General features: G+C 61.3%; 21 protein-coding genes. 15 read left to right on the forward strand and 6 right to left on the reverse strand.

The features are described 5' to 3' along the window. Together M0954_RS17905 and M0954_RS17910 are read left to right on the forward strand one after the other, a co-directional pair. A partial coding sequence (locus M0954_RS17905; RefSeq protein ID WP_297354638.1) for a cbb3-type cytochrome c oxidase subunit I occupies positions 1–834 on the forward strand: 834 nt, incomplete at its 5' end. Further along, positions 831–1,643 (forward strand): c-type cytochrome, encoded by an 813-nt coding sequence (locus M0954_RS17910; protein ID WP_123385340.1) that lies wholly within the window; start codon positions 831–833, stop codon positions 1,641–1,643. The genes M0954_RS17905 and M0954_RS17910, both read left to right, overlap by 4 nt. Positions 1,644–1,740: 97 nt before the next feature. On the opposite strand, the gene M0954_RS17915 is transcribed toward M0954_RS17910, so the two are convergent. Continuing rightward, entirely contained in the window at positions 1,741–3,384 is a 1,644-nt protein-coding gene (locus M0954_RS17915) for a methyl-accepting chemotaxis protein (protein ID WP_297354640.1), read from the reverse strand. A gap of 269 nt (positions 3,385–3,653) precedes the next feature. Here M0954_RS17915 and M0954_RS17920 point away from each other — a divergent pair, with 269 nt between their 5' ends. Together M0954_RS17920 and M0954_RS17925 are read left to right on the forward strand one after the other, a co-directional pair. After that, positions 3,654–4,025, forward strand: a complete 372-nt coding sequence (locus M0954_RS17920) for a CidA/LrgA family protein (protein WP_297354642.1) — start codon at positions 3,654–3,656, stop codon at positions 4,023–4,025. Continuing rightward, positions 4,022–4,762: an LrgB family protein gene (locus M0954_RS17925; protein ID WP_074263330.1), complete on the forward strand. Its 741-nt coding sequence runs from the start codon at positions 4,022–4,024 to the stop codon at positions 4,760–4,762. The genes M0954_RS17920 and M0954_RS17925 overlap by 4 nt, the downstream gene beginning before the upstream one ends. Positions 4,763–4,890: 128 nt before the next feature. Here the strand turns inward: M0954_RS17925 and M0954_RS17930 are convergent, their stop codons facing one another. Further along, on the reverse strand, positions 4,891–5,964 hold the full coding sequence (locus M0954_RS17930; protein WP_297354644.1) for a Glu/Leu/Phe/Val dehydrogenase dimerization domain-containing protein: 1,074 nt from the start codon (positions 5,962–5,964) through the stop codon (positions 4,891–4,893). A 290-nt stretch (positions 5,965–6,254) separates the two neighbouring features. On the opposite strand from M0954_RS17930, the gene M0954_RS17935 reads away from it, so the two are divergent. The 6 genes from M0954_RS17935 to M0954_RS17960 all read left to right on the forward strand — a co-directional run bounded on the left by M0954_RS17935 (position 6,255) and on the right by M0954_RS17960 (position 13,101). Continuing rightward, the gene (locus M0954_RS17935) at positions 6,255–6,713 is read left to right on the forward strand and encodes an Lrp/AsnC family transcriptional regulator (protein ID WP_122153348.1); all 459 of its coding nucleotides are present in this window, start codon (positions 6,255–6,257) and stop codon (positions 6,711–6,713) included. A 697-nt stretch (positions 6,714–7,410) separates the two neighbouring features. Further along, complete coding sequence (locus M0954_RS17940; RefSeq protein WP_297354647.1) at positions 7,411–9,027, forward strand: ABC transporter substrate-binding protein; 1,617 nt, start codon at positions 7,411–7,413, stop codon at positions 9,025–9,027. Positions 9,028–9,078: 51 nt separating this feature from the next. Continuing rightward, the gene (locus tag M0954_RS17945) at positions 9,079–10,017 is read left to right on the forward strand and encodes an ABC transporter permease subunit (RefSeq protein ID WP_122153346.1); all 939 of its coding nucleotides are present in this window, start codon (positions 9,079–9,081) and stop codon (positions 10,015–10,017) included. 60 nt (positions 10,018–10,077) lie between these two features. After that, positions 10,078–10,977, forward strand: coding sequence for an ABC transporter permease (locus tag M0954_RS17950; RefSeq protein ID WP_297354649.1), 900 nt, complete (start codon positions 10,078–10,080; stop codon positions 10,975–10,977). Between the two features lies 1 nt (position 10,978). Then, positions 10,979–11,986, forward strand: a complete 1,008-nt coding sequence (locus M0954_RS17955) for an ABC transporter ATP-binding protein (protein WP_122153344.1) — start codon at positions 10,979–10,981, stop codon at positions 11,984–11,986. A 29-nt stretch (positions 11,987–12,015) separates the two neighbouring features. Continuing rightward, positions 12,016–13,101 carry an ABC transporter ATP-binding protein gene (locus M0954_RS17960; RefSeq protein ID WP_297354651.1) on the forward strand — a complete coding sequence of 362 codons (1,086 nt, stop codon included), beginning with the start codon at positions 12,016–12,018 and terminating at the stop codon, positions 13,099–13,101. Positions 13,102–13,130: 29 nt separating this feature from the next. On the opposite strand, the gene M0954_RS17965 is transcribed toward M0954_RS17960, so the two are convergent. Continuing rightward, the gene (locus tag M0954_RS17965; protein ID WP_297354653.1) at positions 13,131–13,736 is read right to left on the reverse strand and encodes a CDP-alcohol phosphatidyltransferase family protein; all 606 of its coding nucleotides are present in this window, start codon (positions 13,734–13,736) and stop codon (positions 13,131–13,133) included. Between the two features lie 336 nt (positions 13,737–14,072). Between M0954_RS17965 and M0954_RS17970 the strand changes: the two genes are divergently transcribed. The 4 genes from M0954_RS17970 to M0954_RS17985 all read left to right on the forward strand — a co-directional run bounded on the left by M0954_RS17970 (position 14,073) and on the right by M0954_RS17985 (position 17,183). Next, on the forward strand, positions 14,073–14,735 hold the full coding sequence (locus tag M0954_RS17970; RefSeq protein WP_297354655.1) for a 1-acyl-sn-glycerol-3-phosphate acyltransferase: 663 nt from the start codon (positions 14,073–14,075) through the stop codon (positions 14,733–14,735). 21 nt (positions 14,736–14,756) lie between these two features. Next, positions 14,757–15,689 (forward strand): phosphatidate cytidylyltransferase, encoded by a 933-nt coding sequence (locus M0954_RS17975; RefSeq protein WP_297354657.1) that lies wholly within the window; start codon positions 14,757–14,759, stop codon positions 15,687–15,689. A gap of 100 nt (positions 15,690–15,789) precedes the next feature. Next, on the forward strand, positions 15,790–16,629 hold the full coding sequence (locus M0954_RS17980) for an SPFH domain-containing protein (protein WP_297354660.1): 840 nt from the start codon (positions 15,790–15,792) through the stop codon (positions 16,627–16,629). Positions 16,630–16,631: 2 nt separating this feature from the next. Then, positions 16,632–17,183, forward strand: coding sequence for a hypothetical protein (locus M0954_RS17985; RefSeq protein WP_297354662.1), 552 nt, complete (start codon positions 16,632–16,634; stop codon positions 17,181–17,183). An 80-nt stretch (positions 17,184–17,263) separates the two neighbouring features. On the opposite strand, the gene M0954_RS17990 is transcribed toward M0954_RS17985, so the two are convergent. Continuing rightward, the gene (locus M0954_RS17990; protein WP_122153341.1) at positions 17,264–17,641 is read right to left on the reverse strand and encodes a helix-turn-helix domain-containing protein; all 378 of its coding nucleotides are present in this window, start codon (positions 17,639–17,641) and stop codon (positions 17,264–17,266) included. Between the two features lie 97 nt (positions 17,642–17,738). Between M0954_RS17990 and M0954_RS17995 the strand changes: the two genes are divergently transcribed. Next, the gene (locus M0954_RS17995) at positions 17,739–18,860 is read left to right on the forward strand and encodes an NADH:flavin oxidoreductase (protein WP_297354664.1); all 1,122 of its coding nucleotides are present in this window, start codon (positions 17,739–17,741) and stop codon (positions 18,858–18,860) included. Between the two features lie 347 nt (positions 18,861–19,207). Here M0954_RS17995 and M0954_RS18000 read toward each other — a convergent pair whose 3' ends face one another. Then, positions 19,208–19,741, reverse strand: a complete 534-nt coding sequence (locus M0954_RS18000) for a single-stranded DNA-binding protein (protein WP_122153339.1) — start codon at positions 19,739–19,741, stop codon at positions 19,208–19,210. 115 nt (positions 19,742–19,856) lie between these two features. Further along, positions 19,857–21,047 (reverse strand): MFS transporter, encoded by a 1,191-nt coding sequence (locus M0954_RS18005; protein WP_297354666.1) that lies wholly within the window; start codon positions 21,045–21,047, stop codon positions 19,857–19,859. Positions 21,048–21,348: the final 301 nt, after the last annotated feature.

The raw sequence follows: 21,348 nt of genomic DNA on the forward strand, positions 1-21,348 counted from the left end.
CATCTGTTCGCCGATCCGCAGGTCGGTGCCGGCTTCAAGTTCCTGCACGCGGTGTTCACAGGAATGGTGTCGGTGCCGACCCTGCTCACCGTATTCACGATTTGCGCGTCGGTTGAAATCGCCGGCCGACTGCGCGGCGGCAAGGGCGCGTTCGGCTGGTTGACCGCGCTGCCGTGGCGCAATCCGATGATGCTGGTGCTGGCGTTTTCGTTCGTGATGCTGGGGCTCGGTGGCGCGGGTGGCCTTATCAACATGAGCTACCAGTTGAATTCGACGGTCCACAACACACAATGGGTGACCGGCCATTTCCATCTGATCTTCGGTGGCGCGGTCGTCATCATGTACTTCGCGATTGCGTACGAGTTATGGCCACAACTCACCGGACGCGCGTTGTGTTCGCTGAGTCTCGTGCGGACCCAACTATGGCTGTGGTTCATCGGCATGATGGTCGTGACGCTGCCGTGGCACTACGTCGGCCTGCTCGGCGCGCCGCGGCGCATGGCCTACTACGACTACAACGCACCGGGCCTCGAGCAACAGGCGGTGTGGGTGGCGATGTCGGCGATCGGTGGTTTCGTGCTGGTGATCTCCGGCGTGCTGTTCATCTACATCCTTGCGAAATCGCAGTTCGGACCGCTCGCGCCGCCCAGGGAATTCCGCTTTAGTGTCGCCATCCATCCGGTCGATCACGTGCCCGCTGCGCTGAACAGCTTCGGCCTGTGGGTCTCGCTGATGATCGCGCTGACGGTCGTCAACTACAGCGTGCCGATCTTCCAGTTACTGCGGCTGCAGCAGACTTCCGTGCCGGCGGTCGTGGTCGGAGCGCAGCGATGAGTCACGAACGCGTCTTCAGCTTGCGCAATCCATGGTTCGTCACGAGCGTGGGCGGAACGCTCGCGATTGCGGTGATTTCGATTTTGATCGGCTTTATCTGGCTGCCTTCGGCCAACAGCGATTTCGCTGGACGCGGCTTGTGGGCGACCATCTGCAGCGCGGCGGGTGCGCCGTCGAGTTGGTACGGCGGCGGAGCGAACATCGCGGGGCCCGCGCCTAGCGACGTGGTGGTGTTGCCGCCTGCTCGCTATGCGAATGCAGATGCGGTTTCGATTGGACGCGGCGCGACGATCGCCACGCAGAACTGCTCGATGTGCCACGGCGTGCTCGGCACCGTTCAGGTCACAGCGCCTGCATTAGCCGGTCAATACGCTGATGTGATCTACAAGGAGTTGCGCGACTATCAGAACGGTCTGCGTGCCAACGCAATCATGCAGCCAATCATCCACAATCGCAGCGACCAGGACCTGCACGATCTGGCGGCCTATTACGCGTCGCTGCAGCGTGCCGCGCCAGCAGAACCCGGCGCTTCCGACACCACTCAAGATGCCAACGCAGTCAGGCTCGCCATGCAAGGCGACCCGATCCGCAATATCGCACCGTGCGCAGCGTGCCACGGGCAACTCGACCGTAAAGGCGCTGCGCCGTGGCTAGGTGGACAATCGTCGATCTATCTGGCCGCGCAAATGCAGCGCTTTGCGAGCGGCGAGCGGCATAACGACATCAACGAACAGATGCGCAACGTCGCACGGCATCTGACGCCGCAGGAAATCGACGGGCTGGCGAAATACTATGCAGCGCAGCCTTGACAGTCCGGCCGCCGCCCGAGGCCAGCGGCACAGTTGCGCCGCTCACCACACGCTGCGCCGCTACCGGTCTCTCAGCCGCCGGTCAGCGGGTACCGCTCTACGCCGCGACCGGCTCCGTGCGGCCGACGCCCGTGTGCGCGCGACCACCCGTTGCCGATGACCGTACGGACGCAGCGCCGGAGCCGGATCCAGTACGGAACACCGCGACAGCGGACGTCAAACGGCGCGCCTGATCTTCCAGCGAACTGGCCGCGGCAGCCGCCTGCTCCACCAGCGCCGCGTTCTGCTGCGTGACTTCATCCATCTGAGCAACGGCGAGATTGACCTGATCGATGCCGGTGCTCTGCTCCGTCGCCGCAGCGGCAATCTCGCCCATGATCGCGCTCACGCGAGCAATCGCGCTGACGATTTCGGTCATCGTCGTGCCCGAACGCTCGACCAGTTGCGCCCCCGTCTGCACCCGCGCAGTCGAGTTGTCGATCATCGTCTTGATTTCTTTGGCTGCGCCCGCACTACGTTGTGCGAGCGAGCGCACTTCGCTCGCTACCACTGCGAAGCCACGGCCTTGCTCGCCCGCGCGCGCAGCTTCGACCGCGGCATTGAGCGCGAGGATGTTGGTCTGGAATGCAATTCCTTCGATTACGCCGACGATGTCCGCGATCCGGCGCGAATCGTCCACCATGTGATTCATGGTGCCCACCACCTGCTGAGTCAACTCTCCGCCCTGCGCTGCGAGCGTCGAAGCGCCTTGCGCCAGCGAGCTCGCCTGCTTGGCGTTCTCGGCGGTCTGCTTGACGGTGGAGGTCAGTTCCTCGATGCTTGCCGCGGTCTCTTCGAGCGAGGCCGCCTGCTCTTCAGTGCGTTGCGACAGGTCGGTGTTGCCAGCGGCAATTTCGCTGACACCAGTGTCGATCGATTCGGTCCCCTGACGAACGATATTGACCGTCGAGATCAGCGAATCCTGCATCTTGCGCAGCGCGGCGGCAAGCCGGCCCATTTCGTTGTCGCTGATGACTTCGATGCGGCCCGTGAGGTCGCCCTCGGCGATCCGCTGGAACTGGCCGATCGTCGCATCCACCGGATGAACGATCGCCCGCACCAGCACCGCCCGCGCGAGCCACGAAAACACCAGCGCCAGCACCATGCCCACCGCCACTGCGACGCTAATCGCAAAGAAACGGTCCTGCGCGTCCTGGTAGCGCTGCGCGCCGTGGTTCAGTTGCAGTTGCTCCAGCGTGAGCATCGCCTTTTCATAAGCGTTGTAGAGCGATGGCAGCTTGTGCGCCTGCAGTTGCTGGAAAGATGTCTTGTCGCCCGACTTGAGCGCGGCCATCGCCGGTTCGACGCCTTCGTGCAGGAAGATGTCGCGCTTGTCCTGCATGTCCTTGATGAGGCGCTGCTCTTCGTCACCCGAACCGGCGCGGCTGAGATAGTGAGCAAGGCGGTCGTTCGAGATCTTCAGATACTGGTCGAAGCGCTGCAGGACCGCCGAGGCGCCATCCTGATCGTTCAGGTCGGAGAGCGAGGCGTAGGTAGCCAGCGCGAGACGCAGTCGCAACAATTGGCCGGCGCTTCCCTCGAGATCGGCAACCGCTGGCGTATCTACCGTATACATCTGCTGCAGCGAGTCGTTACTGGCGCGCAACGACAGCAGACCCGCGGCCGCCCCGATCAGCAGTACGACGCCGAAGAAGGCGACCATCAAGGTCAGGCAGGTGCGGATTGACAGCTTGTTAAGCATTTGGGCAAATCTCCATTGGGCGACCTGCCGGCGATTTAGCGAGAAGCTCCGGTCAGGTGTGCTGCGCCCAAGCCCCTCGGCCAGGTCCGCAACTTGATTAAAATTTAAGCGAATGCCCCACAGGATGGTCTACGGCTGTTTTGCCGAAAACTTTATGGTTCATCAGACAAATACCGTTACCGTTCCTCTTCACGACGCACAATCCTGGATACTGGTAGCGTTGCTCACCTCGCGCCGGCTGGATGGCGGCGCCCAACCGGACCGTGCTCATGCTCCGCGCCCTTGCGACCTTGCTGGTGTTTCAATGCCTCGGTGAAGGCGTTTCTTATCTGTTCAAGCTGCCGGTGCCGGGGCCGGTGATCGGCATGCTGTTGCTGTTCGGCTTTCTTATGCTGCGCCCACAGGTCGCAGACGCGATCGAGCCAACCGCGCTGGAACTGCTGCGTCATCTTTCGCTGCTGTTCATCCCGGCAGGTGTCGGCATCATGGTGTCGGCCGGCAAGGTTCGCGGCGATGCGCTAGCGGTGGTGGCATCGCTCATCGTCAGCACGACCTTGGCGATCGCCGTCACCGCGCTCGTCACTCGCGCGCTGCTGCGGCGTCAGCGCAATGAACCGGCTGCGCAGGGGCGTGCGCAATGAGCGCGATTCCTAAACTCGGCGCCATCTGGGTCTATCTCGCCGCGAGTCCGCTGCTCGGGCTGACCATCACGCTGCTGGCCTATCTGATCGCGCAAGCTTTGTATGCGAAGTCGCGCTTCAACCCGCTCGTCAATCCGGTGCTGATCGCGGTCGCGTTACTTGTGATGCTGCTCGAAATCACCGGCACGCCGTACGCGACCTACTTCGAAGGAGCGCAGTTCGTCCATTTCCTGCTTGGGCCGGCAACCGTCGCGCTGGCACTGCCTCTTTACCGGCAATGGCCGAAACTGCGGCGTGCGGCGTGGCCGTTGATCGGCGGTCTGGTGGCGGGTTCGTTGACGGCGATTGCGTCGGCGGTCGGCGTGGCGGCGTTGTTCGGCGCCTCGCATCAAACCATCGCATCGCTCGCACCTAAATCTGTGACGACGCCAATCGCGATGGCCGTGGCGGCTGAGATCGGCGGCATTCCGTCGCTGACTGCGGTGCTGGTGATTACGACCGGTGTGTTCGGAGCGGTCTTCGCCCGCTCGATCCTGAACCTGCTGCGCGTGACCGAACCCGAGGTGCGCGGCTTCGCGCTCGGCGTGGCCTCGCATGGGATCGGCACTGCGCGCGCCTTTCAGGTGAGCGAAGAGATGGGGGCGTTCGCCGGACTCGGCATGGGCCTGAACGGAGTATTCACGGCGTTTGTCGTGCCGGTGCTGCTGCCGGCGATTGCGCCTTGGCTCATGCGTTGAGCCCCGGACGCGCGGTCGTCGTGCGTGAAGTTGCTTCACGCACGACGCACTGGAGTATCTGAACCGCTAGCGGACCCACTCCAGCACGTCATTAAATCAATGCTTCGGCGCGTGTTTGCGCCGCGGCCTCAGCAGGCCACCATCTTTTCCCGCGCCCACGCCACTGCGGCGCGTGCCGGAGCAACACCAGTGGCTTGCACGCGTTCCGCCAATTCGAAGACGCGCGGTCCGATCTGCGCAACTTCGGCGAGCACAGCCTGCTCTTCACCCGAGCCCTGATATTCCCGCACGCAACTAATAATGCCGCCCGCATTCACGAGGAAGTCCGGCGCGTAGAAGATGCCACGCTGATGCAGTACATCGCCTTCAGCCAGCGAAATCAACTGATTGTTCGCGCCACCCGCCACCACCTTGAAACGGCACTGCTTCGCGACCGATTCCGAGATCGAACCGCCCAGCGCGCACGGTGCGAACACATCGGCTTCCACGTTGACGATTTCTGCCGTGTCCACCACAAGCGCATTGAAGAGCTGCTGCGCACGCGCTGTTTTAGCGGCGTCGATATCCGACACGATCAACTGCGCGCCGGCTTGATGCAGACGCTCGCACAGATCCCAACCCACCGACCCGAGGCCCTGCACGGCAACCGACACGCCGTCGAGCGTCTTGCGTCCAAGCGCTGCTTGCACGGCCGCCTGCAGGCCGACGAACACGCCATACGCAGTACGCGGCGACGGGTTGCCACCGTAGACATCGTTATCGCGCGGGATGCCGCTCACGAAGCCGGTCTCACCCTGCACCGCGCGCATATCGTCGGCGGTCGTGCCGACGTCTTCCGCGGTGATGTAGATGCCCTCCAGCGATTGCACCAGCCGTCCGAACGCCTTGAACAATGCCGCGCGGTCGAGCACTTCCGGACGGCGCAGGATCACGGCCTTGCCGCCGCCGAACGGCAGATCGGCCAGCGCGTTCTTGAACGCCATGCCTTGCGACAGACGCAACGCGTCGTTGTACGCCTCGTGCTCCGACGCGTACTGCCAGAAGCGGCAACCGCCGAATGCAGGGCCGCGCGCCGTGCTGTAGACGGCAACGATAGCTTGCAGTCCGGAGGCGGCATCGGTAGCGAGCACGATGCGCTCGTGGGCGGGTTCACCGTGCAGTCCAAACAGGTTGCCGGCGGCAGTAGTCGTCAGTCGGTCCATCAGTATTCCTTCCTTGTGGGCGGAGAGTTCAGCATCCGCGCGAAGCGATGGCTTCGCGCCTGGCCGCATGCGGTCCGGATCGCGGTGGCATGCGGAATACGGGCGAGGCGCGGGTATTCGTGATTTGAGCGCGCCTCGACGGCAAGAGTGTATGCGTCCAAATGTGGGGATTTCTTCTGTTTATCTGGCATGATGCGGGCCATGACAGAAGTAACACCTATTTTTATCTTCAATCAAAGACGAATCGTCTCCTCACGCGACGCGATGTGGGGAGTACATCGGAGGACGACATGAAGCTCGACGCGATCGATCAGCGAATCCTGCGCGAACTGCGCAGCGACGGACGTCTGTCCAATGCCAAACTGGCCGAACGCGTCGGCCTGTCGGCCACGCCGTGCTGGAACCGGGTGCGGGCGCTGGAGGAGTCGGGCGTGATCGAAGGTTATGCGGCGCTGCTCAACCAGAAGGCGCTTGGGCTGCCCGATACGGTCATCATCGAAGTGACCCTCGAGAAGCACGACGAACGCACGCTGGAGCGCTTCGGCGAGGCGCTCGCGGACCTGCCGGAAGTGGTCGAAGCGTTTCTCGTGTCCGGCGAATACGACTATCTGATCAAGGTGGCGGTAGCAGGCACCGAAGGGTACGAGTCGTTCCTGCGACGCAAGCTCTACCGGTTGCCTGGCTTTCAGAACAGCCGCTCGATCTTTGCATTGCGCTGTCTCAAGCGCTCGATTTCGGTCGAGCCGTAAGAACAGCCGTACCAGGAGCCGCCCACAGTCGATTCCGATCTGGTGCACGCTGCACCAGGAAGCGGTAGGTGGTTTCCTCTACTTTGGGCGTTTCCAAAATCACGTTTTCTTTCGGCGTGATATAAGCGCGATACCGTTTCGACCGTGCCGGTAACCATGGACAACCATGCACGGCTGGCATTTTGTAATCCAATCAGCCGGTTACATCATGCCAAGCCTGACACCGGATGGATGGACGGAATCGAGCCATGTTTTTTGGCATGCCTTCTGCTTAGGCTGCCGTCGCCTCAAACCAGCGTGCCGCCGACACAATCGGCATCGCGCGCTGATGGGACTTTCGATAACGAATGTTGCGCGTCAACGGCAAAACGCTTGCCGGACAACGCACATGACTGCTGGTGCACGGCTCGTGCGCCAATGTGCAAGTCGCCCATGGTTGTGGCTACAACGACAGGAAGAATCGTAAGTGAAACGTATGCAAGTGATATTGGCCGCCAGACGGCGGCATCGCCAGTCTTCCGACACCCCATTCCTCATCCGATGTCCACGCCCGCACATGGGCCGGGACGTCTTGTCGCGCGGCCTCTTCGGCTAAGCCTCGTCGTGCTGCGACATCACGCTTTGCTCTGCGCCCCTTGCCGCCTTGATGCGCGGGGCGGGGACTTCTCTTGAACCTCCTTCTTCTTCGAAACAGCCTATGAAACTGTCGCAATCCCTTACTGCGGTGCTCTCAGCGATCACGCTCACTTTTGCCGGCGCAGCTTCGGCGGTCACAGTGCCACCGGGCACCACGCTCGCCGCCAAGCAGGAGCTAACGCGTCAGGTGCCAGCCGAAGTCGAGTCGCTTGACCCAGCGCATATCGAATCGTGGACAGGCGACACCATCGGGCTCGACCTGTTCGAAGGCCTCACCCGTATCGGCGCCTCCGGCGCAGTCGTGCCGGGCGTCGCACAGTCGTGGACGCGTACTGCGCCCGACACCTGGGTGTTCAAGCTGCGTCATGACGCGAAATGGAGCAATGGCGATCCGGTCACTGCGACAGATTTCATCTATGCATGGCAGCGTGTGCTCGATCCGAAGACGGGCTCGAAATATACGATCCTGCCGGAGTTCATCAAGAACGCAAAAGCGATCCTCGCCGGCAAGGCGCCGCTTACGTCGCTGGCCGCACGAGCCGTCGACCCGTACACGCTTGAGGTCAAGACCGAAGTCCCGGTCGCTTTCTTCACCGAACTGACCGCCATGCCGGCCATGGCACCCGTGAACAAAGCAACGGTGGATAAATTCGGGGATAGCTGGACGCGCCCTGGCAACATGGTGAGCAACGGTCCGTACACGCTGAGCGACTGGGAGCCGAACAACCGCATCGTGATCGTCAAGAACGCCAAATACTGGAACGCGCCGCAAGTGGTGATCTCGAAGGTCACCTACGTGCCGGTGGAAAGCGACGAAACAGCGATGCGCATGTATCAGTCCGGCCAGATCGATTACACGTATTCGATCCCTTCGGGTGTTTATGCCCAGGTCAGCAAGCAGTTCGGCAAGGAGCTGCAGACCGGTCTGCAGCTTGCAACCTACTTCTACAGCCTGAACAACAGCGACCCTGCATTCCACGACCCGCGCGTGCGACTGGCGCTCTCGATGGTGATCGACCGCGACCTGCTCACCTCGAAACTCACTCAGGCAGGCGAAGTGCCGATGTACGGCCTGATCTCCAAAGGCACCAAGGGCTCTGCTGTCTACACACCTGACTGGGCAAGCTGGCCGATGGTCAAGCGTGTCGACTACGCGCGCGGTTTGCTGAAGGCAGCGGGCTATTCGGATGCGAAGCCGCTTACCTTTACCCTGACCTACAACACCAGCGATCTCCACAAGAAGGTGGCACTTTTCTCCACCTCCGAATGGCGCACCAAGCTCGGCGTGAACGCGAAGCTGGAGAACGTCGAATACAAGGTGCTGCTGAGCGAACGCCACGCCGGCAAGGTACAGGCCTCGCGCGATGGCTGGTTCGTCGACTATAACGACGCGATGTCGTACTTCGATCAGTTGCGTTGCAACGACGTGCAGAACGACCAGCAGTTCTGCGACCCGAAGGTCGACGCACTCATCGATCAGGGCAACATGCAACTCGACGACCAGAAGCGCACCGCCCTGCTCACACAGGCGCACAATCTGGCCATGAGCCAAACGCCGCTGATCCCGCTGTTCCAGTACTCGGCAGACCGGCTCGTGAAGCCGTACGTGGGCGGCTACCTGCCGACCAACTATGTGGATCAGCGTGCCTCGCAGGACATGTACCTGCTGGCGCACTAAGCCCCGCTCACTGACCACTGACCACCGACTGTTGAAGTAACGGAATCCGCCATGCTCGCCTACGCGCTGCGCCGCACCCTATGGGTCATTCCAACCGTTCTTGCCGTGATTACGGTGTGCTATCTGATGTTGCACGCGACGCCCGGCGGACCGTTCGACACCGAAAAGCATCTGTCCGCGGCCACCCTCGCGAACCTCAATGCAAAGTATCACCTCGACCAGCCGCTCTGGAAGCAGTACCTCCTATATCTGAACGCGCTGCTGCATGGCGACCTCGGACCGTCGGTGCGCTACGTCGACTGGTCCGTTAATGATCTGGTCAGCAAGGCGCTGCCGGTCAGTCTCGGCGTGGGTGGCCTCTCGGTGCCAATCGCGCTGGTGATCGGCGTGCTGCTCGGCACAGCGGCTGCGGTGCGCCGCGACGGCATCACCGATCGCATCGTGATGCTGCTGGGTAACGTCGGCAACGTGATTCCGCCGTTCGTGCTCGGCCCCGTGCTGGTGTGGGTGTTTGCAATTCTGCTCAGGCGCTCGGATGGCCACGGCTGGCTGCCCGCTGGCGGCTGGGGCGACGGCGGCTGGCGCTATCGGGTACTGCCGATGGCGCTGCTCGTAATCATCAACGTTTCGTCGATTGCGCGGGTCATGCGCGGCAGCATGATCGAAGTGCTGTCGGGCAACTTCATCCGCACCGCGCGTGCGAAAGGCATGCCCGGTCACGTGATCGTCCTGCGGCATGCGCTCAAGCCCGCCTTGATGCCGGTGGTGTCGCTGCTCGGTTCGATCTGCATCTCGTCGATTACCGCCGCCGTGGTCACGGAGTCGGTGTTCGCGCTGCCTGGCCTCGGGCAACTGGTGGTGGACGGCGCCATCAATCGCGATTACACGCTCGTGCTCGGACTCGTGGTGCTCACCACTGTGGCGGCCGTCGTGTTCAACCTGCTCGTCGATCTGGCGTACGCGTGGCTCGACCCGCGCATCCGCTACTGAGATCCCGTGAACGGATCCCGCCTTGATCATCGAACTTCGCTTGAGACAGATAGAGACACCATGAACACCTCCCCTACCACCGCTGCGACTACGGCTACCGCCGCCCCGCAGCGCTCGCGCAGTCCGCTTGAGCTTGCCTTCAGGCAGTTTCTGCGCAACCGCGCCGCGCTTGCCAGCCTCGTGATCCTTGGGATCATCATCATTGCCTGTTTCGTGGGTCCCCTGCTCCTGTCCAATGATCCCGCCGCCAGCGACTGGAGCGCGATCAGCATGCCACCCACGCTAATGGGCCAGCACTGGTTCGGCACCGATGAGCTCGGCCGCGACCTGCTGGTGCGCACGCTCGCCGGCGGACGCGTGTCGCTTGAGGTGGGATTGCTCGGCACGCTGGTGTCGGGCCTGATCGGCGTCGCGTGGGGCGCTACGGCCGGCTATATCGGCGGACGGACCGACGCGGTGATGATGCGCATCGTCGACATGATGTACGCGATTCCCTACATGCTGATCGCCATCCTGATGATGACGCTGCTCGGCCGCGAGTTCTACCTGGTGGTGCTGACGATCAGCGCGTTCTCGTGGCTCGATATGGCGCGCGTGGTACGCGGCCAGACGCTGTCGCTGCGAACCCGCGAATTCATCGACGCAGCGCGCGCCACCGGCGTCAGCACGCCGGGAATCATCCTGCGGCACATCGTGCCGAACCTGCTCGGCGTGGTGGTGGTGTACGCGACGGTCACGGTACCTGGCATCGTGCTGACCGAATCCGTACTGTCGTTTCTCGGCCTGGGCGTGCAGGAACCGATGACAAGCTGGGGAGTGCTGATCAACGATGGCGCGCAGAAACTGGAGTCGATGCCGTGGCTGCTGCTGTGCCCGGCGGTGATGCTGTGCGTCACGCTGTACTGCGTGAACTTTGTCGGCGACGGGCTGCGCGACGCGCTCGATACCAAGGAGCGTTGAGATGGCGTTGCTCGAAGTAAAAGACCTGGGGGTGCGCTTCACACGGCGCGATGCCTCGCCCGTGGATGCGGTGCAACGCGTGTCGTTCACGCTCGAAAAGGGCAAGACGCTGGGGATTGTCGGCGAGTCCGGCTCGGGTAAGAGTCAGACGGTGATGGCGCTGCTCGGGCTGCTTCCCGGCAATGGCCAGACCTCCGGCGAAGCGCTTTACGCTGGACGCAATCTGCTGACGCTGAGCCAGCGCGAATTGAACCAGATTCGCGGCGACCGCATCGGCATGGTGTTTCAGGATCCGATGACCTCGCTCAATCCGTTTCTAACGGTCGAGCGGCAGATGACCGAGGCGCTGCAACTGCACCGCGGCGTGTCGCGGCGCGACGCACGCCGCCAAGCTATCGAGGCACTGCAGCGCGTGTGGATTCCGGACGCAGCGCAGCGCATCGATCGGTATCCACATGAGTTTTCAGGCGGCATGCGCCAGCGCGTGACGATCGCGACCGCACTGCTGACCGAACCCGAAATCCTGATTGCCGACGAACCGACCACTGCGCTCGACGTGACGGTGCAGGCGCAGATCATCGAACTGCTGCGTGAGCTGAACCGCGACCTCGGTACGGCAATCATTCTGATCACACACGACATGGGCGTGGTGGCGGGACTCGCAGACGACGTGATGGTGATGTATGCGGGCCGCACCGTGGAACGCGCGAGTGCGCAAGCGCTGTTCGAGAACCCGACGCACCCGTACACGCGCGGGCTGCTGGATGCGCTGCCGCGGCTTGACGATGCCGACGGCTCGCACGACATAGATGCCCCGTTGCGCACGATTGCGGGTAATCCGCCGGCGCCAGGCGAGGCCATCGAAGGCTGCGCGTTCGCGCCACGCTGTGCGCTGGCAAAGGACCGCTGCCACACCACGCGGCCCGAGCTGGAGGCCATTGCCGGACAGCCGGACGGTTGGCGTGCTTGTCTGCGGCCAGTCGGCGAGATGATGGAGGTGGTGCGGTGAGTAATACGGCGACGCAAAGGACGGTGGCTATGGGCGATGGGACTGCGAGAAAGCCGCTGGGCGGCGCAGCGGGTGAAGCGCGCGCCAACGCGGTGGGCGAGCCGGTGCTAACCGTACGCGATCTTAAGGTGCACTTCCGGGTGCCGCGTGGCGCGTATCCGTGGTCGTCGAAAGCGACCTTGCGTGCGGTGGATGGTGTGTCGTTCGACGTACGCCGCGGTGAGACATTAGGACTGGTAGGCGAGTCGGGCTGCGGCAAGTCGACACTGGCGCGAGCGATTATCGGTCTCACGCCCGTGACGGAAGGCAGCGTGCGCTGGCGCGATACCGAGACGGTGACCGATGGACGCCGTCCGGCTGCCGCGATGGAGCGTCTGCGCAAAGACGTGCAGATGGTGTTTCAGGACCCGCTTGCTTCACTTGATCCGCGCATGACCATCGAGCAGATCGTCACCGAGCCGTTGAAGGTGCAACGGCCTGGCTTGGGGCGTGACGAGACGCATGCGCGCGTGGTGACGATGCTTGAGCGCGTGGGCCTTGGCGCGCATCATCTGTCGCGCTATGCGCATGAGTTTTCCGGCGGACAGTGTCAGCGGATCGGGATTGCGCGGGCGTTGGTCGGTGAGCCGCAATTGGTGATTTGCGATGAACCTGTGTCTGCGCTGGATGTTTCGATTCAGGCGCAGATCGTTAATCTGTTGCGCGATTTGCAACGGGAATTGTCCCTATCGCTGCTGTTTGTCGCGCATGACCTGGCGGTCGTGAAGGCGATCAGCCAGCGTGTGCTGGTCATGTACCTCGGGCGCGTGATGGAGCTGGGCTCGCGGCAGGAGGTGTATGGGTCGCCGCAGCATCCTTATACGCGGGCGTTGTTGTCGGCGGTTCCGCGGCCTGATCCTGCCATTGAGCGTACGCGTAAGCATGCAGTGCTGACTGGCGAGATGCCTTCGCCGCTGAATCTGCCTTCCGGGTGCGCGTTCCGCACGCGCTGCCCCGAGGCGATTGCAGGTTGTGCCGAAGAGGTGCCGCAGTCGATCTCGCGTGAAACGGGGGATCGCAGGGTAGCGTGCATTCGCGTGGGAGTGGATCTTCGCGAGGCGCCGCCGCTTATTTGAGGGGTGAGCAGGAGCGCGCGCTGGGCAGCTTAACGTCGTGCCTCCTCCACTCCCTTTCTAATTCTCTGCCAGATCGTGATGATCGATAGCACGGTCAGCGCGCACCACAGCCAGTCCGCCCATTGCGCAAGCGGTAAACCCAAACCAATCCACAAACCGAACGCGCCGACCGCAACAGCGCGATCGCTCTTGCCAAGCGGTCCGTCATAACGACGCGTCGCGCCGGCCAGTGGCCCGACCAGGCCCGCGCATTCGACCACCACCGCGGACAGCACAAAAACCCAGATAGCGGTCGGATTAAACTCGGGTATCACGAGAAACGGCAATGCCAACGCTATGTCCGAGCCCACGTCTCCGAGCTCATTCAAATAGGCGCCGAGCGCGCTCTTTTGTCCGAATTCGCGCGCCAGCATACCGTCTATCGCATTGAGCGCCATGCGCAAAAACAGCCAGACGGGGATCAGCAAAAACAGCCGGTAAAGCGGAAATCCAAAACCCGCCACGACGCCGACGAGAATCGATCCAAGCGCAGCCGATACGGTGACCTGATTGGCGGTAACGCCTACGCGTGCGAGTTGCCGCACCAACGGACGCAGCAGATTCTGGAATTTCGGTTTTAGTGCGTATACGCTCATAGCGCGCTCGTCGATTGGCGTCTTTAATGGTCTTCCGGGGAGTCGGGCGACATGCCCCGCATCCGCCCCGTTCGTGCTGTCGCAAACAGCGACATCGTCATTTAAACGGCACGGAACGTCAAGAAGATTACCCCGGGCAAAGCGATGTGGTGCTCGTCATGGAAACTCGTCATAATGCCGCGACCGAAATCTTCTGCTCTCGCATACGATGATTCGCATCGCATAAGAATGCGTCGGCGTTAGAAGGATTGTGACAGTCAGCAGAAGTTTGGATAACGAAGATAAGCGCGAAGGCAACCGCCCGCTTGCGGCGTATCGCTTCGAGAGGAGCATTCAATGAGTACCTGGCACGCGTGGGAACGGGACTTTCTGCTGGGCATCGTACGCCTCGTGGCGGGCGCCTATCCCGTGTGGCATCACGGCGCGCCGAGCGCCTCGCAGACCATCTACTTCTCGAATCATACGAGCCACATCGATACGCTGGCGATCCTCGCCGCGTTGCCGAGCGCGCTGCGTCATCAGGTTCGCCCTGTGGCCGCGCGCGACTACTGGCAGCGTGGCAAAACCAAAGTGCATATCGCGCGCGATCTGCTCAACGTCATACTGATCGACCGCAAGCATGAAGGTGAAGGCGACCCACTCGATCCGGTGCGCGAGGCATTGCGGCTTGGCGAGTCCGTGATCATTTTCCCGGAGGGCACACGCAGTGCCGAAGCATTGCCGCAGGCATTCAAGAGCGGCATCTTCAGACTCGCCAGCGAGTTTCACGATATCGACCTGTGCCCCGTCTACCTCGAGAACCCGCAGCGCATCATGCCTAAGGGCGCAATCTGGCCAGTGCCCTTGATCTGCAAGGTACATTTCGGCGGCAAGCTGCAATTGAAGCCGGACGAGGCGAAAGCAGATTTTCTGCGCCGCGCCCGTGACGCAATCGTCGAACTCTCTCCCGCTCGCGAGGCACTCGAGACTGCGGCGAGAACAGCCACTTCAGATCAATAGCATTCCAAAACACTACACACTATGAGAACAGCGTTCTGGGAACTTGTGGGCGGCCTCACCGGCTTTCTGGCGATTGCATCGATTATCGGCGCGATTCTCGCGTGGCGCGACGGCGGAAAAAGCGCGACCATCGCCAATCTGAACCAGCGCATTCGCGCCTGGTGGGGCATGATCGCGATCATGGCGATTGCGATCGGCCTCGGGCCGGCGGCCACCTACATCGTCTTTGCAGTTGTGTCGTATCTCGCGCTGCGCGAGTTCATCACACTAACGCCGACGACGGCGAGCGATCACACCACCCTCTTCATCGCATTCTTTATCGCGATCCCCGTGCAATATCTGTTGCTATGGGTGCGGTGGTACGGGATGTTTTCCATCTTCGTGCCGGTGCACCTGTTCATCACGCTGTCGCTAGTGTCCGCGCTGACGCAGGATACGCACGAGTTTCTGAGCCGCAACTCGAAGATCCATTGGGCACTGATGGTGTGCGTCTATGGGTTGAGCCACGCGCCTGCTCTTTTGATTCTCGATATTCCGCACTATGAGGGCGAGAACGCGCTGCTGCTGTTCTTCTTCCTGCTGGTGGTGCAGATCAGCGATGTGTTTCAGTATGTCGTCGGGAAGCTGTTCGGTAAGCGCAAGATCGCGCCTTTGCTGAGTCCGTCGAAGACTGTCGAAGGGTTTGTCGGCGGAGGGTTGCTGGCTACGCTGGCTGGTGCGGCCCTCTACCGGATCACGCCGTTCAGTTTCGGCGCGGCGTTTCTGATGTCGCTGGCGATTGTGCTGGCGGGGTTTGTCGGCGGACTGGTGCTGTCCGCGGTTAAGCGCTCGCTCGGTGCGAAAGACTGGGGTTCGATGATCGCAGGTCATGGCGGTGCGCTCGATCGTGCCGATTCAATCTGTTTCGCTGCGCCGGTGTTTTTCCACCTGGTGCGGTATCTTTACGTACAGTAGACGGACATGAACCGGCCGTTCCCCACGGCCGAGCCCGCTGTCCGAACCGTTGCAAATACTCTCGCAGTTCAACGAACGAAATCAAGACAAGGAGCAAGACATGGCGATAACACGGCAGGTCATCACATCCCTTCAGCGCGACGGTACCGACATGCTCGGCACCAAGGGCGTGGCGGTCAAGATTGTGGACGAAAGCATCGTTTCCGGCTCGCTGCTAACCGTCGAAAGCAACCACTTCTGCGTGCTGAAATCGCGCGGTGCGGTGCTCAATGTGTATGAGACGGGCCAGTACGCTCTCACTACGCCTGACAAGCCGCTGCTGGGCTCCATCGCCCAAGGGTTTTTTGGCGGTTCCTCGCCGTGGGTGTTCGAAGTCATCTACATCAACCGCGCCAAACTGCTGATTCGCAGTCAGGGCATCGCGACCAGCGCCGAAATGGCCGAGATGGCGTATCAGGTTGACTACTATATTCACATCGATACCAAGGAAGCAGCGCTCGATCTCATCACGCATCTGCCGTTCAACGGCAACCTCATCGATACGCAAGAGGTCGCGGATTATGCCGGCCCCGCGATCGAGCAGGCGATCAACCAGATCGTCCAGGTGACGAAGATGGAAAACATCAACGAGCATATCAACGAGATCCGCGAGTCGGTCAAGACCCATCTCTCCGACTTCCTCAGAACGTTTGGCATCATGCTGAACGACCTCAAGGTCCTGATCGTGCCCAAGGACGAACGCATGCGTGAGCTCATCTCGCTGCAGGCTATTGGCCTCTCGCCTATCGAGGCCGTTCGTTACTACCTTGCGCTACGCATGGCGGAAAAAGGACTGGTGTCTGCGCCGAATGCAGCAGCCGGACTGCCCTTCCAGATCGGCGCTCCCGCCACCGGCATTTATCCGCTCGGACACGAAGCAGGGTTCTCCGGAAAGAGCTAGCCATGGACTCAAAATTCTACGACGAAGGGGCGCTCCGCCAGGCGGCGATCAACCTGTTTCACGGCTGGGGCTACAACTTCTACCGGACCGAAAATCAGCTTCGCGCTGACGATCAACTCGTGCGCAGCAAGGCAGGATGGCTACTGGGGTTGGCACATTCCAATGTCGAACGTGCTGAGTCGGATTATCGACGCGAGTTTATCGGCACGCCGACGCGGGAAAAGCCGTTTCCGAATCCGTCGAATATGGCCGCCGTGCAGAAGCTCGAGCGACTAGCGGGAAGCGTCGGTACGGTCAGCGGCCGCCTGCAATCTCAGCCGGTTCCGGAGAACGATCGCATGACGCAGCGCTATCGTCAGGAAGCCGAAACTCTAAAGGTGCTGATCAGTTGCGACGAGCGGCTCGTAGGGCAGTGTTCACTACTGCACGCAATGCTCGATGGACGCAACGGTCTCTGGATGCTGGAGCACCTTGACGAGATCGAAGAGGGGCTAACGGCCCTTCAGTTGACGCTGCGGAGTCGAGAGGCAGCGTTGCTTGATCGCACGGTCTGACGCTCTCTGCTTTCTCAATCCCGGGCCGACGCGGCAGGTTTTTCCAGCCGATCGGCCCGGCCTCGTTCAGATCGCGGACATTAGCCCTCGGTCTCACGTTGGTCGTAGCGAGCTCTCGCACTCTCGACTTCAGGAAGATGCTCGAGCGTCCACAGATAAAGCGCTTGAAACGGCCGATCGAGAGAATGCCCCAGCGCCGTGATCTCGTATTCGACAGAGATCGGCGAAGTTGCAATCACCCTCCTCTCGACGATCCCGTTTCGCTCAAGCCGACGCAGACACTGCGTCAGTGCCTTCTGCGTGACGCCTTCGATGCGACGCTTGATCGCGTTGAATCGCAATGGTCCGTGATGTAGCGATGCAAGGATCAGCACCGACCATTTGTCGGCGATCTGGTCGAGCAGCAGACGACTGGGGCAACTGGCTACGGACAATACGTCTGTTTGACATTCCGACATGGTGGTTTCCTGAATGCTACCTGGTAGCAATGTGGTGACTCATTGACACCTAGTATAAAAGATATACCATCAGATTTTTCGTTCGCGAGATTCATCAATGACTAGTTCGCAACTCGACGTGTTGTTCAGGCCGTTTCAACTGAAAACGCTCAATCTGAGAAACCGTATTGTGATGGCGCCCATGACGCGCTCGTTCTCGCCAGAGGGCGTGCCCGGCGCTAACGTGGCGGACTACTATCGGCGACGCGCTTTGGGTCAGGTCGGCCTCATCATCTCCGAGGGGACGGTGATTGATCGCCCTTCATCGCGTAACGACCCGAGCATCCCGTTCTTCCACGGAGAAGCGTCGCTTGCTGGCTGGAGGAAAGTCATCGACGCCGTTCACGAAGCGGGCGGCAAGATGGCGCCGCAGATCTGGCACGTGGGGTCCGTTGCTAATCCGTTCACTGAATGGCGCCCTGCTTCACCGGTCGAAAGTCCTTCGGGTCTTGTAGCGCCTGAAAAGCAGCGCGGCAAGACGATGACCGACGAAGACATCGCAGATACGGTTGCCGCCTTTGGACGCGCTGCAGCGGAATCGAAGCGACTCGGGTTCGACACCGTAGAGATTCATGGCGCGCATGGTTATCTGCTCGACCAGTTCTTCTGGCACGGTACTAACCAGCGCTCGGACGTTTTTGGTGGAAACACGGTTCGTGAGCGGTCGCGCTTCGCGGTTGAAGTGATCAAGAGCGTGCGGGCTGCCATCGGGGCGGACCATCCGATCATCCTTCGTCTGAGTCAATGGAAGCAGCAAGACTACGCCGCCCGACTCGCGCACACACCGGACGAAATGGCAGACTGGCTTGTCCCACTCGTGGAGGCTGGCGCCGATATCCTGCACTGTTCGCAGCGGCGCTTTTGGGAGGCAGAGTATCCGGAAATCGATGGGGAAAACGGACTGAATTTCGCCGGGTGGGCGAAGAAAGTGACGGGCGCCGCAACGATCAGCGTGGGCTCTGTTGGCCTTTCAGGCGATTTTCTCGGCACCTTCGGCGGTGAAAGTTCTAGTCCGGCGGGGCTGGACAATCTGCTCGAACGCATGGAGCGCGATGAGTTCGATCTGGTCGCCATTGGTCGCGCAATACTTAGCGATCCGGAATGGGTGACGAAGATTCGCTCGGGTGAAACCGGTCAGTTGAAGGACTTTAGTCCGGCTGCGTTGGGGGAGCTTTACTGAGGCTTGGGTTGTCTGTTCCGGCGGGGCTAATGAAAAGGCGAGGAGAGACCTCGGTTTCGTCCTTGCCTTTTCAGACCCGCCCTGGTCGGCGTCAATGAAACGTCTCATTGATGCTTTGGTGCTTCCGTATCAGTTACGCTCTCGCAACACCCGCGCTGCCGCTGCGATTACGCGTGCCACATCCTGAGCATTGGTTTGCCCGTTGCATACGGACACCCGCATGCAACGCTTGCCTCGCCACGTCGTATTGAAAAGGGCGCCTCCAGACGACGCCCCAAAATCACGTTTTTTCCTTACCCATCAAAGAGTTAGGCAGTAAATCCTCCTTCCTCTCATGGGTATACTCACTAAAACGGAATATCGTCATCCATCTCATCAAACCCGCCGCCAGCAGGCGCGCTCGGACGAGTAGAACCACCTCCGCTACCACCACGCGAGGCGCCGCCACCCGAAGCAGCCCGACCACCGCCACCGCCCCCACCACCGCTACGCTCCGAAGGCTCACGGCTGTACCCACCCTCATCCCCACCGCCTGCCATCGCGCCTCCGCGGCCACCAAGCATCTGCATCTGCTCAGCCACGATCTCAGTGGAGTAGCGATCCGTCCCGTCCTGCGCTTGCCACTTACGCGTACGAATCCGCCCTTCGATGTAAACCGACGAGCCCTTCTTCAGATACTCGTTAACGATCTCAGCCAAACGCCCAAAAAACGAAACCCGATGCCACTCGGTAGCTTCCTTCATTTCCCCAGACGTCTTGTCCTTGTACCGGTCCGTCGTCGCAAGGCGGATGTTCGCCACTGCGTCGCCGCTCGGAAGATAGCGGACTTCCGGATCGGCTCCGAGGTTGCCGACGAGAATTACCTTGTTCACGGATGCCATGAGTTTCTCCTGTTGATTCCGTTGCAGGTGGCGCGGCAACGCACATTTACCATCTCTGAGCCGGCCGGCCCGAGACCCAAACTGCGCCTCGCCGGCCACCGGTGAGTACTTACTATTAAGCCTTCTTGCGCGGCGGCGGCTTCATATTTGCCGCGATTATAAGCCAGCAAAATACCAGCCCGGAGCACGCGAAGAACACCGCGCTCGGTCCGTCCGCCTTCAGCAGCACCCCGCCGATCACGCCGCCAATCGCCAACCCGATCGACTGCGTGGTGTTGTAGACACCGGTAGCCGCGCCCTTGCGCGATCCCGGCGCCAACTTCGACACCAGCGAAGGCTGCGACGCCTCAAGAATATTGAAGCCGAGAAAGTAGATAAACAGTATCCCGGCCACACTCAGAATGGTATGGGCTGCGACGCCTAGTAACAACTGTCCGATCAGGATAAGACCAATCGCGCCCACAAGCACGGTCTTCATTTTGCCGCGCGTTTCCGCGGCGATGATCGCCGGGACCATCATGACAAACGACAGCCCCATCACCGGCAAATACACCTTCCAATGCGATGCCACGGGCAAACCGCCCGCTTCGAGAATCCGCGGCACCACCAGAAACAGCGCCGTTTGCGTGGCATGCAGCACCAGCACACCGAAATTCAAACGTAGCAGTTCGACGTTATGCAGCACTTCCGAGAACGGCGCGCGCACGTGCGGCGGCATCGGCGCATTCGGCACGATCCAGATCACTACGCCGATCGCCAGAATCGAGAAAATGCCGACCAGCGCGAACAACCCGCTCATGCCGACCCACTGGAACACGATCGGCGCCCCGACAATCGCCACCGCAAACGAAACGCCAATGCTGCCGCCCACCATCGCCATCGCCTTGGTGCGATGTTCCTCGGAGGTGAGGTCGGCGATAAAGGCGAGCACCGCGGAGGACACCGCGCCCATCCCCTGAATGACGCGACCGACGATGATCCACGTCATGTCGTGCGCCCCCGCCGCGACAAAGCTGCCGAGCGCGAAGATCGCAAGCCCGGTGGCGATCACCGGCTTGCGCCCCACCTTGTCGGAAATCCAGCCGTAGAAGATATACAGCAGCGATTGCGTCACGCCGTACGCGCCGAGCGCGATCCCTACCAGCAGGACGTTGTCGCCGCCGGGGATGGTTTTCGCGTAGATCGAGAACACCGGCATGATCATGAAGAGACCGAGCATACGCAGCGCAAAGATACCTGCGAGCGACACGGTCGCGCGCAGCTCAGGCGCGCTCATGCGTGAAGATGTGGCGGACGGATTGGACATCGGGAACGTGTTTTGAATAATCTGGACGGCCTGGGGCCGGGCGACTCAGCGTGGAGCAGCATACCCTCGGCGCCCTGCCCTGAGCGACCGGCGAACTGCGGCAAAGACCCGCAGGCATCTTGCAGTCGCGCAAAAAGGCCCCACCTGCAGCCTTTTCCCACGGTTCTGACCCACCGTCTTACAGCTTGCCGCGCGCCTGTTGGGCGCTGTCAGGTAGCCGTAACAGCGGTCTCGAAAAGTCGTTATAGTAGCAGGTTTAGCCTCTTCCTCTTTCCGCCAGTCAATGGCCAGGTAATGGATC

The organism is Paraburkholderia sp. (genome assembly GCF_026225065.1).
Classification (GTDB): Bacteria; Pseudomonadota; Gammaproteobacteria; order Burkholderiales; family Burkholderiaceae; genus Paraburkholderia.